Genomic DNA, 17,030 nt, shown 5'->3' on the forward strand with positions numbered 1-17,030 from the left:
AACCACATTTTTACGCAAGCATTTCTACCCCCTTTTTCATTCGGTATTGCTATAGGGGTAGCTTACAGGGAGTGAGTTACACAAAAGTTACAAACAAAAAAAGAACCGCTTCATTAGGAGAAAGAAGCGATCCTATATCGTAAAGGAAACAGTCTCTGAACAAATCATGTTATACATTTGCCTCGTTGATTCCATTGGTTCAACAGCAAGTTCTTCACGAAGCTTTACTACACAATCCTGATATAGTCGTATGGCTTGCGGACGATTGTTCCGCTGATAATAACAGAACATGAGAAGCCTGTATGCTTCTTCCCACAAAGAATCGACTTCAATGATTTTTCTGCAAATCGGGATCGCTTTTTCAAACTCTGACAACCGTATAAAAAGCTGCGCAAGCTTTTCTAATCCTCGTAAATACAGTTGGCGAAGACGCTCTCGTTCACTTTGGGCCCATGCTGTTTGACGATCTGGGAGAAAGTCTCCCTCATAGTATCGCAACCCTTTTTCTAGTAGTTTTTTAGATTGAATCACACGATTTTCTTTCAACCCTTCTGTTACCCAATGGCTGAAATGGAAGCTATCCACATCAATAACAGCAGTTTTGTTGAAGCCGTAGGATGAATCCTGTCGTACCACAAAATACGGTTGACCCCTCGTTTTCCGGTCCGGTTCTAATGCTTTGTTCAACGCATTAAAAGCGACTTTGAAATCTCGTTGACTGCTTGATTCATCAGCTTCTGGCCATACATCATGGAATATTTCTTCTTTTCTCACAAACGTGTTACGGCGGATAAGTAAATACTGAAACAGTTCTTTTCCTTTCTCACGCTGCCAATCCTTATAATCAAGTACCTTGTCCCCGAGCGATACGCTAAATTCCCCCAGAGTTTTAATACGAAGGGTATAACCCGGATGAGACTCGAGGTGCTTATATCCCCATGAATCCAGCAGGTTTGTGATGTAAGTTTCATAAATCCCTGCCTCTTTTGCTTTTAATAAAAGGGGGAGAAATTGCTGCAAGTCTTTTGGGCCGAAAGTTGTTCGTTTGGCGAAAATAAATTCGTATTCCTCGATTTGAACTTTTTGAAGGAAAGCACGAGCATAGTTGGTGAAATCATCCCGTTCTTTCGTTAGAAATGCAAGCCACATCGTAGCGAGCATTTCAGCATAAACATCCCCACATAATTGCGCAGATTGATACGTGTCAAGAAGCCATCTCTCAGCTTCTTCTAATTCACCACAATAATAAGCTGATTGTCCGATACATAGTTTGATAAGAGTGGAAAGCCATTCATCCTTAACTCTTTTCGTTTCGTAAAGTGCTCGTTCACCGTATTCTTTCGCACGCTCCCACATCTCATTGCGTCCAAACATCACACATAATCCCATCAGAGGCTCCGCTTTCCCTCTCTCGACTTTTATTGAATCCATTAATTCTAGAGCCGTTTCATAACAATTAATCGCTAACTTCTCTTCATACTGATTCGAAATAGCGACCGCATGACCCATTCGAATCCAACCACACGCCTCAATAAAGGGTGACTGATGCTGTATCCCCTGCTGGATCCCTTGCTGTGCAAGATCTTTTGCACGATCTCCATTACCGCTGAGCGACTCTAAAAGCGAGAGTAGCAACTCTGTTTCTCTGTGCGATTGAGGGAGCTGTTCGATTGAAGAATTCCGAGTAAGAAGAAGTTCTCGTGATTTAAAAATTTTCCCTGTACGTAATAACAAACGAGCATCTAGATTTCCAAATATCCAGGAATTATTTCCCTCACTTCTTTCATACCAATTCATCGCCTTAGCGGCTTGACCAGAATTCACAAGATTTTCAGCGAGTAGACGAAATAACCGTTCCTTATCAGGGTGACTCGGATTAACTCGTTCAAGGTAATGGATGGCTTCAGCCAAATAACGCTCGGCTTTTCCAGGTTGAATCGTATCTAAGTAAATATTCCCAATTCCTTCATTCGCTTTACTAAGTATAATAAAATCATCAGCTTTCTTCCCTAATTCAATCGCTCGTTTATAACAAGTAAAAGCTCGATCATAATAAGAACGATAGCGCAGAACCTCCCCTTCATATAACCAAAGCGGATACTTGTCATCCTTTACGCTCTTAGAAAGAGAACTCAGCTGATCGAGAAGAGCTTCTAGCTGACGGTTCCGTATCATTCGCTCACTTGTTTTTAACAAAACGCGAGCGAGTGAAGACTCATCCTCTAGTTCATCATAGTGAACGATAGCATCCTCGTAATAGTTATTTTCTTCAAGATCTCGAGCCCATTTGTATTGCAAATTCCTCATGCGCTTTTTCTGTTGTTCTCTTCCTCTACTTTTCAAGAAAGCTTTGAATAACCCATGGTATCGATAGCGACCTTCATTGACTTTTTGAAAGAACAGGTTTTTTGAGAATAGATAATCCAACATCGTTTTAGCGTTCGAAATCTCAAGAATGCGGTTACAAGAATCTGCTTCAAGTTCTCCGAACATAGCCGAATCCAGTAGAAACTGCTGAGTTTCGTCTGACTGCTTAGTAAAGACCTCTTGTGCAAGGTAGGAAAATAAATCATCCATTGATGTGTGCTTAAATTGAAGAATTGAATCAATTTCTTCAGATTGAGAGAGCTGGCTTCCAATCATACTAATTGCAATGATCCAACCTTCTGTTAGATTGTGTATTTTCTCAAGCTGTTCATCTGACATAGAAGACTCATAGAAATCCGTCAAAAATACCCTCGTCTCCTCCTCTGAGAGAGAAAGATCCTTCTCATTTATATCAAGCATTTGATTACTAACACTAAGTTTGATGAGAATATCCCACTTAGGTTTCATGCGTGTAGAAAATAGGAGATGAACATTTGTAGGCAGAAGAGTAATGAATTTCTCAATCCATTGATTGATCATAAATACGTGATCAACCAATTGAAAATCATCAATTACGAGAATAAAGTCCGTGTTCATACGTGCGCATTCATTAATAAAGAGGGCGCTAAGTAATTGAAGGTCTTCTTCACTGACCCAATAATCCATTTGAGCAATGACTTCAAGCAACTCCTCACCAAAATGAGGGAATTTCTTTCGAATCGTATAAACAATATAATGAATGAACGGGAAAATATCATCATCCTGTTCGGTCACCGTATACCAACAAACAGGCTGCTTGCATTGTTTAATATATTGACTAACAATCGTACTTTTTCCATAACCCGCTCCTGCATGAACGATTGTTAATGGATAATTCATAACCTCCTTCAATTTTTTAATAACCGAACGCCGATAAATATACGTATCTTTCAAAGCTGGCGGTACAAGTTTCGTTTCTATAATCGGAACGGTAGGTTGCACCCACACCCCTCCCTTCATAATATCTGACTTTTCTAACAGTTTACCATATCTAGTAAAATGCTGGTGTCGTATACATACAATTTATACAAAAAGCAGTCACTAATCCCAACTGACATAGGTCGACATACTTCGGGTGGTGCCTGTCACCTGCCGGACACTCTCGCGATTTCTTCGTTATATCCGCGAACGTGAAAAACCACGCCCCTTTCCCAGGAGAGCGTGGCTTTCTATGCTTGGCTATTCTCTTATTGAAGCGTTAACAGATGAAGCTTTTGAAATTGAGACAAAGTAATCACCGTCTCCAATAGATAACGTCGCTGACTGATTTGGCTCAAGTCCAACTACTTCATCTCCATTGCTACTATTCACAGGACTTTCTCCTGAAGCATTGTCTGTGTACTGCCATTCAGATGCTTCACCATGAATATACTCTACCTCTTCTAAATTGACGGTCAGGTTTTCTTCCTTTGAGAGGTTGATTGATACGTCTGAAGCATTCGAGACGTTCCATGAGCTCACAAGTGCTCTTGGATTAAGCGTTACTCCGCCGTAAGCACTCGTCACTTCTAGTTCGGTTGTGGATGGAACGACGAGCCTTGCTTGCATCATGCTTTGGCGCGTCAAGCCTTGTCTCTCAGGGAGATCTTTAAACGTAACATAAAGCGTATCACCCTTCTCTTTTGTAAAAAGATACTCTTCGAAATTGGTTAGAAGAGACTCACCGTCTATCTCCTGGGCACGATACGTTCCGAAAACGCTCACTTCTTTTTCCGATGAACTTTCGATCGTCACTGGTTGGTTCCCCGCATCAACAAGGATTCTTTTAATCTCATCCCCGACAGCCTGATTATAGGCTGGAAGGTTTTCCGTTTTCACTTCACCTTCAAGATACGATCCCACATGATCTAGGAAGCCGGATGCTTGAAAGATCGTAAAACCGATTCCAACCGTTCCAATGATTCCGACAAAGAAAATACTAAGAAAATCAAATTTCAAATATGGCTTTTCAGACTGCGACTGCAAGAAGTAAAGAAGTGTTTCGACACCCAACACGATGAGCAGCAGAGGCCACCAGCTAATCAAGACATATGCGGTGTCCCAATCAAAAATTTGTGATAGTAATAACATCACGCCTAGAAATAACAGGCATACCCCCATTGAAATTGTTCCTACTCTCCACGATCCCATGACTTTACTCCTCCCCCATATTTGCTTTCTTTTTGCTACCACCAAGAAGCTTAACGCCACCGATAATGAGTAAAGCACAAACAATTCCGGTTTGCATGTATTGCCCGAGGTTATAAAGATTCACTTGGAAATAATCATTCACGTATGGCGCTAAAGTTGGTAAAACAATATTTGTAATTGGGTAATAAACTCCGATGAAGATGAGTGCTATTCCAATCCACTTCTGATGATTAACAAAGTAGGAAACAATCGGTTCATCCTCCAATGGTTCTTTGTTATGACGAGAGGCGCGCTGCAAGCCATCGAAGAAGCTAAAGAACCAAATGATTGGTACTAGAAAAAGAAAGATGCCAAGACGAAGGACGTCCAAGATATAGATAGAAAAAAGAAATGCCGCCATTAATTGCACACCCCTGCGCTGGTATCCTAGATATAGATGCCCGGCGCCAGGAAACATCGATAACAGCGTTGCAAGCACAACGCTTTTCTTACCACCTTGATGATGATCTTCAAAGTCTTCTAGAATCGAACGATCTTTCAAGTCCTCGCCTGCTTCTTTCTTGTTTAGCAGCTGCATCGTATCAAAGAAATTGTATACCCAAATGACAGGTAGGATGATCAGAAACACCATAAATCCACCGGTTCCTGTAATAAAGGTGACGAACAGAATCATCGCTGCAACACCTAGGAACGATGCAAGAAAAGTTACACCTCTGTTCATTAAACCAAGTTGGAAATGCCCGAGACCTGGTACCATTGATAGGATAATTGTGTAGAAGCGTTCTGAGCTTAAAGGCTGAGCCTGACTCTCGCTTTGCTGGACACTTTTCGATGCAGTCAAAGCTGTGTGGATAATGCTTACAACATATAGTAGAAATCCTACTCCAATGGACAGAATCATTGCCTCAGGCATCCATAACACACGATTCAATGCATATCCAAAGGGAATTGATCCAATGATTGCGAGAGAGAACAACACGCCTCTTCCCACCTTACCTAAATACATCAATCCTACTCCTGGCAGAAACGCTAGCAAAAAGGCAACGATCGGGTTTTTATTTTTTACCATTAATATATACCTCCTCTATTTCTCTTCCTCAACACGATCTAGTAAGCTCGTCGTTTTATTTAGTACGTCTTCTGTAAAAGAAGAACGCTCGTTTAGTTCAAATTCTTTTGGTACGGTTGTAAGTTGCGAGAAAACGCCTGTCGTCATGAGAAGAAACGTCATCGCGGCAGCTAGCACATAGTGAAATGCGCGATTCTCAAACCACTTCTTTTTTACTGAAATAGTTTCAACAGATTCAAACGGAAGTTGTGACATAAGATCATCGGTATAGAGTGAGGGATTTTCAATCTCAGGTAGCTCATCTTCTGTGGCCTCAATCGCATTCATATAAAGAGTAAGGCAGTCGTCACAATGATCAAGGTGGTGGTCATATGCTGTACGGTTCTCAGGATGCAGTTCACCACTAGCATATTGCTTCCATTCTTCTAACGAGTGATGGTTCATAGAAAATCCTCCTCCTTCCAATGCTTTCTAATCCATAATCTTGCACGATATAACCTCGTCTCAATTGTTTTCACCTGGACATTCTGTTCCTGTGCTAACTGTTGATACGTTTTTCCCTTTATGTAGTATCCTTCAATCACGTCCCGATAAGCAGCAGGTGCCTGATCAAGACTCTTTAACACGAGCTGTTTTTGCTCCTTTTGAAGTACGCTTCGTTCCACGAGGTGATTCCTCTCTGAGTTGACGTCTATGCCGATCGCAAACTCATCAACAAGCTCCTCACTCCGTCTTGCTTTCTTCCTCTTACAATCAATCGCATGTCGAACGGCAATGCGCGAGATCCACGTTTTAAACCCCTGGCCCTCGTAGCTCTGGAGGGAGGTATAGATCTTGATCCACACTTCTTGAGATGCATCCTCTGCATCCTTCTGGTTACGAAGCACTCCGTAAATGCTTTTAAAGACATAGTCTTTATATGTTTCAATCAGCAGCCGAAACGCCTGTTCATTGCCGTTCTTAGCTCGATAAATCAATGACTCTTCCAACCTCTCCCCCCTTTCATGCAACGTTACCTATATAGACGAATAAAAAAGAGAAATCCCTACAGTTTTTCTTAAAATATTTTAAAAGAATTTAAAAGGGGTCAGGTACGTACCTGACCCCCACTACGTTAATCTACTAAAGACTATTTTCCAACCTTGTCCTCACCGTCTTTTATAGGCTTGCATATTCTATTAATGAGAGTGATAGATTTCCTCTTAATTTCAGAAATAGGAGGGATAACTATGTATGGTTACAATAACAACTTTGCTCTAATTGTTGTGTTGTTTGTTCTATTAATCATCGTTGGCGTTTCTTTTGCTAAATAATAATTTAATAAATTATTAGGGGGCAGGTACTCACCTGCCCCCTCCTTTCAACTTGTCCACACCTCTTTTTTACAGTTTGCATATTCTATTCTTGAAGGTAAGCATCCCTTCTCATTCTTAATTTAGGAACAGGAGGAATAATTATGTATGGCTATAATAACAACTTTGCTTTAATTGTCGTTCTATTTGTTCTATTGATTATTGTTGGCGTTTCATATGTGAAATGGTAATCTAAATTTTAATACCTCCATTAAAGTTAATGGAGGTATTCTAGTAAAAAAACATTCAACTACATAGAATTAAGTGTCTATAAAGGAAAACAACAAAAAATCACTTCCACCCACTCAGAACTCTATTCCATTAACATTCTTAACGCCATCTTCACGTTCGTCATCGTTTTTACTGACGAAATCTCAATGCCTGCCTGTACAGCTTTTTGAGCTAATTCAGGCCTGAACCCTGTATATATTAACGTAATACCTAGTAGTCTCATGATCGCGTTTATTCGATATAGAAACTGAGCAACTACTTCGTCGAAATTGTAGATACCTGAAACATCGATAATTAAATGAGTTAGATGACGACCTTGGACTTTCTTTGGCAGGCTATCTAGGACTTGCTCGCTTCGATATTGATCCATCATACCTACCAAGGGTAGAACCGCTATGCCATCTAGCACGGGGACAAGTGGAATTGATACTTCATCAATGACTTGTCTTAGCTTTCGCTGCGCTTCTTTACGTGGCGTAATATCCCGAACAATTGATTGAATCGCTTTAGTTTCACCAAAATAGACAGGGTGACAGTACAGCTCTACTTCGACAAGTGTTCCATCCATCCGATAGACCTTTGTTTCGATAAGCTGACCGACAATATTTTCTTCCTCATTTCTTCTGATCCGCTCCACAATGATGTCTTTGTAGTCATTCATAAAAAGGTCAAGTATGTTCGCCCCGATGATACTCTCCTTCGGTGCTCTTAGAAAGTCTGCTCCCGACTGATTAATATAAAGCACTTTATGCCTCGAATGAATAACCGTCGTCTCAAACGAATATTCAACAATTTGCTGATACATGGCCTCTTTTTGAATAACAGAGATTTCGTCATTCCCCCTAAGCTGTTCCACTCCACCACTCCCCTTTTCATAGATTGTCTTCATTGATGGTGTAGGTATTACCGATCAAAAGCAAACGTATGAACCAACCACATGTCTTTTCACCAGAACAAGCAACATTACCTTAAAATTCTACAAAAAAAGAGTAATACCTTTTTACTAATTTTTCAAGATTATGCTTAGCGGATGGGAGGGGGTCAGGTACGTACCTGACCCCCGCTGCTTTAAATCACTAAACAAAATCAGGATTGAAGAAAAAGTGATTGTTTGAAATAATTTGAAGAGCATATAGCATTGAACTATTTTTCTTTAAGGAGGGTTTCAGTTGAATGAAACTGCACAAAACTACTGGGATCACTACTGGAAGGGTCGAGAAAAGCCACCTTCTGTCACGGCCTGGCAATTCGGTGACGATCCAGATCAACTTGCAAAGCTAGTTATGAAAGGGATTAAAACCGCAACTTGCTCAGCTCACATTTTTTACGAGTTGGATCAAGAACCGCTACCTACAACTCAGGATTACAGCGTTATCCTAAACAGCCAGAACGAGCCGGTAGCGATCATTAAAACTGTAGAAGTATCCACTCTTCCTATGAATGAAGTATCAGAGGAATTCGCAGCGGCTGAAGGCGAAGGAGATCGAAGTTATGAGTACTGGTGGAATGTTCATGAAGCGTTCTTCACATCTGAATTAAAGGAAGTTGAACGTGAGTTTTCTGAGGATCTATTGGTGGTGTGTGAACGGTTTGAATTAATTGATGTGAAATGAAGGCTAAATTGTGTTCGTTCGGAAGTAAGATTTTGCTCAAATTGTGCAAATCCACCCAAAGAAGTAAACAACATTTCCCATGTTCTTTCGTTGTGTCGAACCAAGACTTTTTTAAGGTCAATATTTACCGTTTTAAAAACCACGAGAATTGTGCGTCACCTGTATGAACGTCAAAAGGTTTTTCAGTAAAAAATCCAGGAGAAAAGTCCCCTGGATTATACATCCCATACGCACCCTATTTATAAAGTAGTTTCGGTTAATTTCGATTACTACTCGTCTTCTCGATACGGTCACTTTGCTTACCAGAGTTAAACGGCATTGGAATAAGTGGTCGGTCAACATCAAATGGAATTGCTGGGGCTACACTAGGTTGCCCTAATTGTGACCACATACGAAGCTTGGAACCATCAAATGTTCCTGTTGAAACAGAACCCATCGCTCTATCGTTAATTACCGCTTGTGCATCAATCCAAAGTGTAGGATCTTCACCGTTTTGGTCTTCAGAAATGTTGATAATACGTTGTATATCTAATTTACCGAAGTCTTTCTCAAGTAATTCTTTAGCACGTTCAAGACGCTCTTCTGTAGAGATGTACCAACTCCAATTCCATCTTTCATCATCTGGATCATCCGATAAACCTTCATAACCAAGCATATCAGGATGTATGAAATGGTTTGTGTGGGCAACCGCTGCGTCTTCCACCCAAATGACGCCATATGCACTATATGTTGTTTCAACAAATGCAGCTTCTGTTTCATCAGCAATTCCATAAACAGAACCTGATTTACGATCAATGTCTGCAACATAACCTACCGCTTCCTGAGTGTTGCTTGCATTTTCTAATGCCATACGAATAATGGTAAGGTTTCCATATCCACTACCTGTATCCCATGTAGATAGCACATTGTTCCCAACAGAGACACCATGTTCGTTAATACCCATTGCAATCCCAGAGGATCCAGCACTTGTAATTCCTATAAACTTGTGACCATCTTCCGGTTGAACTTGAACGACAACTTGTTTATATCCACGAGAAGCATCTCGGGTTTTATGATAGTAAGTGGCCCCTTTTTTTGTTGCTTTTCCGTCAGCTAAGATTGTTGTACATCCATCTCCTAAGACCGTTTCTTCAAGTTGATTAAATGCAAGTAAGTCTATGTATGAAACATCTGAGCCTTCCGCCATTGCTTTGTATTGTTCTATTAAGTCTTTGTCTTGCTTTAGCAAATAAGTTTCAAGTTCTGTGCCTGCTTCTATTAATTCTTCTTCAGAATAACCTATCAAGTTGGCTGTCTTCTTAAATAAAGTTAGATTTTCTTGGATAGCTGATTTTGCTAATTCTCCATATTGTTCTCCAATTTCACTTGGTGTTCCTGATAGATTTAAGGTTTGGCTACTTTCGCTTGTACTCGCGCTAGCCACGCCTGTTGCCATAGTTACAAAAGAAATGACACCAATACACAATATAGAAAATAATTTACGCATCTTCAATAAACATCCAACTCCCCTTAATAGTTTTTATTTCTATTAATAGGATAAATAAAGTGACTTCGTTTGTCAGAGATCGCATGAGAAAACCTAACAAACTATCATTCTTCATAAAACGACTCATTTCAACAATAATGTGTTCCTGTCCTCTGTACCCTTTGAAGTTAAATAACCCTTATTTTCGCGGCCTCCTACAAAAGTAGCGAATAAAGGGGGTCAGGTACGTACCTGACCCCCGCTGCTTTAAACCGTTGTAGTATACTTATCATTAAGATATCCCCATTAGTTGAGCACTACTAAAATATTTAGAGTAAGCGAGGTTAAAGTATGAGCCAGATTTTCACAGAAACCGTGACAATCAACGCCCCACTAGAAGAAGTTTGGAACTATTTCATTAACCTTGAAGAGAATGCTCCTAATTGGATGAAGGGCATTCAAGAAATGGAGAAAGAAACTACAGGAGAAATCCATCAAGGAACGAACTATTTATTTCACGCACGGGGAAAGAGACATTCTTCAACCGTTACTGAGTTTGTTCCCAAGGCGAAGGTTACCCTGACTTCGGTACAAGGAAATTTCCAGGCTGACTACACGTACTCCTTCTCAAGCGAGAATACCGATTATACAAAACTCACTCTTAATGCGAGTTGCGATGCGCGAGGTATGTCAAGGGTCTTCTCTCCTGTCATTAAGATGGCGATCAAGAAATCTGACCGTGATCAAGTTAACCTTTTTAAAGAAGCATTTTTGAATAGGGATCAGGTACGTACCTGATCCCCCCCCCTCTTTTTCAACCAAACTTCCGTCGATAATGCCCCAACGTAAGGAGCGGCCAAATATACCTGTAGCTGTGGTAATGAATATAAAAACCACCTGCCATGCCCTGTCCTTTTGGATAAGCTGTCGTCCAGTCGTCTTTTTCACCGTTATCTAATAAAAATTGAATCCCACGTTCAATTTCTGGCGAGCTTTCATCCGTACATGCAATGAGGGCATCCACTGCCCAGGCTGTGTGCGTGAGAGTGCTAGCACCAAGCGGCACATAGGTTCGCTTTATATCACTATTACATGACTCTCCCCAGCCACCGTCTTCGTTTTGAATCTTCTTCAACCACCTTATCGCTTTCGAAATCGTTTCCTGCTCCATTGATCGAACGGCTCTTAGCCCAGTGAGAGCTGACCACGCCCCATAGATATAGCAAATTCCCCAGCGCCCATACCACGAACCATCATCCTTCTGATTGTTCACTAGCCAGTTAATTCCCGCTTTCACACTCGGATGGGTTTTATTTAATTTCGTAAACGTTCCGAAGAATTCAAGCGTTCGTCCAGTAAGATCAGCGCTTGATGGATCAAGCAACAAATACTCCGCTCCCTGAAGGGGAAGTGCGCTCAGCAGCTTGTTATCGATCCCTCTCTCAAACGCCGGCCAGCCGCCGTCACTGTTTTGCATTGACATGACCCAAATGCTCCCACGATCCCAGGCACCCCGGTAGTCAGGGTTTCTCTTCGCAAAATGCTTAATTGCTCTTAGCGCAGCGGTCGAGTCATCCACATCTGGATTGATCGTATTGCTGTTTGAGAACCCCCACCCGCCTGGAAGCGTATCAGGATTATGCACAACCCAATCACCATATAAAAGCTGCTGCTTCTGAAGCAGATAATGATTCGCTTTCTGAACCGTTTCAGATGAAGGAAGAACACCTGCCGCTTGCATAGCATGATTAATTAGCGTTGTATTCCATATATTTGCTGTTGTGTACTGCATATGTGTGAACCCATCGATTGTAACCCGCATAGACTCCAGTCCTTTTATTGCTTTCGTGATGACCGGATGATTCTTCGTATACCCCAGTGCCATAAGGGCAAATATCATTAAAAACGTTGCGCTAAAATAATTAAGGAACGTCCCATCAGGTTCAATACGATCAAGCATATATTGCTCAGCTTTTTTTAACGCAAGAGCCTTATCATACCTCGGGTGTTCTGATCCATCATAGTTGTAATCAACGTAAGAACGTTCAACCAAAAGATCAGATAAATCCGGCCCACCTGAATTTTTCAGACTGAATTTCTTATCAGCTAGAATTAAAATCGGAATTAAATTTGAACGACCAAACACCGATATATCAAAAATGTTGAGTGGGGTAGATAAAGGCTGCACCATGAATTCAAGTGTAAACGGATAGTCGTTCGGCCATGGAATCTGTCCAGTAATCGCAAGCAATATCTTCGAAAACATTCCTGCGTTCGCAAGTCCTCCCTTTGAAAGAAGGTACCTTTTTACAATCCTCATATCCGGATCATTTGCTGACTTATAACCTGAAGATAGAAGAGCGTAGTAAGCATCAAGCGTCACGTTGAAATTCGCTTCTTCTTCATCAGGGAATAGCTTCCACAGTCCATCCGATTCACGTTTACTTAAAATCCGCTCAACGAGAGAACGAATCAATTCTTCATTATGATTTTTCATCACTCTTAGTAAAATAATCATATAGGCATCCGTTGTAATACCTGTCTCAAACGTATAATCCCAGTCCCCACCCGGTAACTGATCGTTCTTTAACGTTCGGACAATCCGGTTGATCTCTGATTCGACTTTAGCCCTCACTTGAATCAACCCTTTCCGGTAGAATCCTTCTAGTTATACCTATTCGTAGAATCTCGAGACAATTCAAGAAAGGGGAGTGACGCTTTCCTTACACAAAAACAAACCGAGCTTAGCGAAGCGCCAAGCTCGGTTCTACTATATTTATACGTGAGTTTCTGATGAACTTTTACCATCAATTGAAAATAGCTGACTTCCACTTAGGCTAAGCAAGACAGCTAGTGCAAGAAGGGATAGATCATATTCCCAACCAGCCATTTGACCATTTCCGAAGAAACCAACCATAGGGATTTTCACAGTCACCATTGCTCCGATCATTATGATTCCAATAAGAATGGATGCGATGCGAACTTTAAATCCAATGATCAACGCAAGACCTCCAACAAGTTCAACCGCAGCTGTTACATAAGCAAGGAAGCCAGGCAATCCAATCATGTCCTCGAACATGCCAACGACTCCCTCAATTCCCATCCATTTCTGAATACCGTGAGCAAGCATAATAATACCAAGAACCACGCGCGCAACAAGTAATCCATAACTTACAGCTTTTTGATTCATCTCTTGAACAACTCCAATCTATTTAATAAGTACACTTCGAGTATAGGGGAAAACTTTTAAATATGAAGTAATCTAAATTACTAGTGGAATTACTTGTAGTTAAAGTGCCTCTCGATCAATCTTGAATAAAAAACAGACTTGCAAAATGATTTAGCATTTTGCAAGTCTGTATATGAATTACCTTACTTTACTCACTAAACACTGCATTCGAAAGAAGACGGAACAAGTAATCCGTATGATCACGGAACCCTGCTTCAATACCAATTAACGTTACATCTTGATTTTGTTCTTTCACAATAACAGGTTGCCCTTCTGCACCAACACGATTTTCCCAGTGTCCTGCAACAAAGAAATCGCCTGTATCGAAGGAAGCGTGCACATCTACTTCTTCTACATTCGAATACCAAACAGGCTGATAAACGAAACCATAATCGTTTGCTCCAAACCCTGAGGTTAAAAGCTGATTTCCATAATCCACTTTTACAATTCCGTTGCTGTTTGAGTAACCTTTATTTACTGAAACGCTCGTTAACCCAAGCTTCTTCGTCGCATCAGATGCACCAGCGCCTACGGCAATATACTTGCCTTCATTTTCAACATACGATTGCATCTCCTGCTTGAACGCTTGATATTGGTCTTCATTCTCTAAACCAAACGGTGCGTTTGCTTCACTATTGTTGTACGAAATCAACCGAGATGTACCACTATAGAAAAAGACATCCGTATCGCCAAGACCATTCTCTGCAAGCTCACGTGGTGTGATTTCCTTAACATCAAAACCTAGTCGCTCGAGTGCTAGATGTGTCCCAGCATGCGATTGTGCTTTGTAAATCCCACCATCTTTTAAAATCGTTACTTTCTGTGAAGTAAGCTTCTTTCCTTCGACTTTAGGATCCGTCACCACTGTAACCCCAGAATCTCTTACAAGCTTTCTCAAGTCAGTAGTTGCACTTGCATCAACATGGAACGATCCGTCTTCTCCCCACTGCACGTCAAACCCATTCTCGATCAGCTTGTTCACAAGATTTACAGCTTTCACAGATGAATTTTCGATAACGTAAGGACCAGTCCCAACTAACTCACCATCTGTTTTGATTTTTTTCACATCAGATGTTTTTACATCAAGAGAACGTGTGGATTCTACTTCAATCGCTTCAAAACCCCATAGTTCAGGAAGATTCCATGCTGAAATGTCATACATAGCTGGGGTAATATCCGTGATATCCTCCCCGTCCCAAAGCATCGTATTCGCAAGTCCTGCCTTCGCTTGACTCATATCTACAATGTACGACCCTTTAGGATACGTTTTACCATCGAATTCAAAAGCCTTTTTCGCTTCTGATACTTCAATATCATTGAACATCAAATGCTCAACCGCTTTTTCTGTAGCAGTTGGGTCCTTTTCATCAACAGGTAGAATGTACGCTTTCGGGAAAAAGCCTTCTGTGTGATAAGGGTGATCGAACTGGATACCACGCTTAAACACCTCGATCTGATCTTTGATCATCTCTTCTTTATTATCATTCGAGAATTCAAGTGCACCCATCACCGCATCGTAATGCCACTTAACACCGTCCCAATCATTCGTTGGAGCTTCAAGCGTGTAACCATATGCACCGTGGTACATCGCATACATTGGCGTGAAAATTGGTGGATAGTCATCCCAACCTGCTTCGTCATCACGCTGAGGTATATATGTACCTGTCATCGTTTGGTAATTGACGTTCGATGTTTCTGTGTTTGTATTATCATAGTCACTTCTGTTATCGACAATAGTACCTTCCATCGATTCTGCTTGATCCATCGCCCACTTTGAATACAAATCATATTCATAGTTCGGATTGTGAGGTGGTGTGCAAGGCTCAATTAATCCAGGGTGATCTTCTCCACCAAATGCTTTCACATAACCATGCAAATCAAGAAACACCATCGGATTCCATTCTTTAATTAAGTTAACGGTATGCTTTGTCTCTACCTGAGATTGCGTAATGAAATCACGATTCAAATCAATACCGTTTGAGTTAAAGCGAGTTGCATCGATGCGACCATCAGGATTCGCTACCACATTAAAAATCAGAATGTGATTTTCCAGGAGTTCCTTTGTTTTCGCATCATTCGCTGTAGCGAATCGTTCGATTAACTGTAGTGCTGCATCGGAACCGACAAACTCCGTTCCGTGAATGGAAGCATTAATCATGACTGGCACTTTGAAATCAGGATGCTTTTCAATGAATTTCTCTGCTTTCTCAGGGTTTTTAAACATTTTCTTTCGCAATGCTTTTTGGTACCCATACTTCCCTTTTGCTTCAGGATCTGAAATCGTCACTACATAAAGGTCGCGACCTTCTGACGATTGAGCAGGAGTTTCGACCGTAATCCGATTGCTGTTCTTCTCAATTTCTTGTAGCTTATCATCTACTTCTGAATAGTTTACGAAATCATAGTTCTCACTATTAAAAGGACTACCATTCTCCTCTTGCATCGTTTCATTCCAATTCACATTCTTCCAATTCGACTCTGCAGAACCTGTCATCGGCGCGGCAAAGAGACCGAGCGTAACAAGCCCAGCAATTAGTTGCTTCTTCATCCCATTCCTCCTCTAATTCACTAAATAGTCTAACTTCTATTTTATACCTTCTGTGTCATAATTTGTATGTGTCATTCATACTGATTGGAGGTAGGTCTTTTGTAGGAGGGGGTCTGGCACGTGTCTGACCCCCTCCTACTGTTGTTTCATTTCAACGACTCTGATAAAACCTCCAATACAGACGATGTAACAGCATATAAATACATCTTTCTATTTAATGGAGCACCTTTAATCGGTATGAAAACGACGCCTCGATGCTCAATTTCTTTTGCCATCATACTAGGTAGATAAGCAATTCCAATTCCTAGCGAAACGAGACCGACCATTCCGAGGTAATGGGTCTCAAGTACATCTCGCTCCACGTTCTGCTCTTTCATCATTCTCCGAACATTCAGAGACAAACTCCCCGCTGGTGGTAGGATTTGTGTATAGTCGAAGCACTCCTCAATCGTTATCGTGTCCTTGGATGCGAGCGCATAAGAAATAGGAATAGCTGCTACGAAGTTCTCCTCAAATAGGAGCTTCGAATGTAGCCCTTCTACTGAAGGAATGTCTTGTACAATGGCAGCATCAATTTCTTGTTTATTTAATAACGGAATTAAATCCTGACTGTCTTCTTGAACGACTGTGACGTCAAGGTTCGTATACTGCAATTTTTCATAATAACCCGGAAGAAAATAGGAGCTTAACATCGGCGTAGAGCCAAAGCGAATGTGATCAAACTGCTTATAAAGCCCAACAGTTTTATCGATTTGATGGAATAATGGCTTTAAGTCTTCAAATAGCGCCCTCCCTTTCTTCGTGAGCTCCACTCCTCTCACAGAACGGTTGAATAGTGTAAATCCAAGCTCTTCCTCCAGCAACTTCACCTGTTTACTTAACGCAGGCTGCGAAACATAGAACGTACTCGCAGCACTCGTAAAACTTCTCTGTTCAGCAATCTCAATAAAGTACTTTAATTTATGTAACAACATGATTCGCAACACT

At 41.1% G+C, this 17,030-nt stretch carries 15 protein-coding genes; 4 read left to right on the forward strand and 11 right to left on the reverse strand.

Annotated features, from left to right (window positions below; translation table 11 throughout):
• Window positions 1-132: 132 nt before the first annotated feature.
• From AB986_RS07960 to AB986_RS07980, 5 genes are all read right to left on the reverse strand, one after another.
• Window positions 133-3,348, reverse strand: coding sequence for an AfsR/SARP family transcriptional regulator (locus tag AB986_RS07960; RefSeq protein ID WP_053216081.1), 3,216 nt, complete (start codon window positions 3,346-3,348; stop codon window positions 133-135).
• A 237-nt stretch (window positions 3,349-3,585) separates the two neighbouring features.
• Window positions 3,586-4,536 carry a LiaF transmembrane domain-containing protein gene (locus AB986_RS07965; protein WP_048310324.1) on the reverse strand — a complete coding sequence of 317 codons (951 nt, stop codon included), beginning with the start codon at window positions 4,534-4,536 and terminating at the stop codon, window positions 3,586-3,588.
• Window positions 4,537-4,540: 4 nt separating this feature from the next.
• On the reverse strand, window positions 4,541-5,605 hold the full coding sequence (locus AB986_RS07970) for a DUF6677 family protein (RefSeq protein ID WP_048310325.1): 1,065 nt from the start codon (window positions 5,603-5,605) through the stop codon (window positions 4,541-4,543).
• A 15-nt stretch (window positions 5,606-5,620) separates the two neighbouring features.
• Complete coding sequence (locus AB986_RS07975) at window positions 5,621-6,049, reverse strand: anti-sigma factor family protein (RefSeq protein WP_048310326.1); 429 nt, start codon at window positions 6,047-6,049, stop codon at window positions 5,621-5,623.
• On the reverse strand, window positions 6,046-6,594 hold the full coding sequence (locus AB986_RS07980) for a sigma-70 family RNA polymerase sigma factor (RefSeq protein WP_048310327.1): 549 nt from the start codon (window positions 6,592-6,594) through the stop codon (window positions 6,046-6,048). Before AB986_RS07980 ends, AB986_RS07975 begins: the two co-directional genes overlap by 4 nt.
• A gap of 240 nt (window positions 6,595-6,834) precedes the next feature.
• Here AB986_RS07980 and AB986_RS22045 point away from each other — a divergent pair, with 240 nt between their 5' ends.
• Together AB986_RS22045 and AB986_RS21555 are read left to right on the forward strand one after the other, a co-directional pair.
• Entirely contained in the window at window positions 6,835-6,918 is an 84-nt protein-coding gene (locus AB986_RS22045; RefSeq protein WP_152670975.1) for a YjcZ family sporulation protein, read from the forward strand.
• A 143-nt stretch (window positions 6,919-7,061) separates the two neighbouring features.
• Window positions 7,062-7,148 (forward strand): YjcZ family sporulation protein, encoded by an 87-nt coding sequence (locus AB986_RS21555; protein WP_084006452.1) that lies wholly within the window; start codon window positions 7,062-7,064, stop codon window positions 7,146-7,148.
• A gap of 122 nt (window positions 7,149-7,270) precedes the next feature.
• On the opposite strand, the gene AB986_RS07985 is transcribed toward AB986_RS21555, so the two are convergent.
• Window positions 7,271-8,044, reverse strand: coding sequence for a PAS domain S-box protein (locus AB986_RS07985; protein WP_236690321.1), 774 nt, complete (start codon window positions 8,042-8,044; stop codon window positions 7,271-7,273).
• A 313-nt stretch (window positions 8,045-8,357) separates the two neighbouring features.
• On the opposite strand from AB986_RS07985, the gene AB986_RS07990 reads away from it, so the two are divergent.
• Window positions 8,358-8,801, forward strand: a complete 444-nt coding sequence (locus AB986_RS07990) for an ASCH domain-containing protein (protein WP_048310329.1) — start codon at window positions 8,358-8,360, stop codon at window positions 8,799-8,801.
• Window positions 8,802-9,057: 256 nt separating this feature from the next.
• Here AB986_RS07990 and AB986_RS07995 read toward each other — a convergent pair whose 3' ends face one another.
• The gene (locus AB986_RS07995) at window positions 9,058-10,287 is read right to left on the reverse strand and encodes a C45 family autoproteolytic acyltransferase/hydrolase (protein WP_048310330.1); all 1,230 of its coding nucleotides are present in this window, start codon (window positions 10,285-10,287) and stop codon (window positions 9,058-9,060) included.
• 330 nt (window positions 10,288-10,617) lie between these two features.
• On the opposite strand from AB986_RS07995, the gene AB986_RS08000 reads away from it, so the two are divergent.
• Entirely contained in the window at window positions 10,618-11,064 is a 447-nt protein-coding gene (locus tag AB986_RS08000; protein WP_048310331.1) for an SRPBCC family protein, read from the forward strand.
• A gap of 16 nt (window positions 11,065-11,080) precedes the next feature.
• Here the strand turns inward: AB986_RS08000 and AB986_RS08005 are convergent, their stop codons facing one another.
• The 4 genes from AB986_RS08005 to AB986_RS08020 form a co-directional block, all read right to left on the reverse strand.
• Entirely contained in the window at window positions 11,081-12,901 is a 1,821-nt protein-coding gene (locus AB986_RS08005) for a terpene cyclase/mutase family protein (RefSeq protein ID WP_048310332.1), read from the reverse strand.
• 141 nt (window positions 12,902-13,042) lie between these two features.
• Window positions 13,043-13,456: a DoxX family protein gene (locus AB986_RS08010; protein ID WP_048310333.1), complete on the reverse strand. Its 414-nt coding sequence runs from the start codon at window positions 13,454-13,456 to the stop codon at window positions 13,043-13,045.
• A 187-nt stretch (window positions 13,457-13,643) separates the two neighbouring features.
• Window positions 13,644-16,043: a M14 family zinc carboxypeptidase gene (locus AB986_RS08015; RefSeq protein WP_048310334.1), complete on the reverse strand. Its 2,400-nt coding sequence runs from the start codon at window positions 16,041-16,043 to the stop codon at window positions 13,644-13,646.
• Between the two features lie 146 nt (window positions 16,044-16,189).
• Entirely contained in the window at window positions 16,190-17,017 is an 828-nt protein-coding gene (locus AB986_RS08020; protein WP_152670941.1) for a LysR family transcriptional regulator, read from the reverse strand.
• Between the last annotated feature and the right edge of the window lie 13 nt (window positions 17,018-17,030).

Source organism: Guptibacillus hwajinpoensis (assembly GCF_001039475.1).
GTDB lineage: Bacteria > Bacillota > Bacilli > Bacillales > Guptibacillaceae > Guptibacillus > Guptibacillus hwajinpoensis.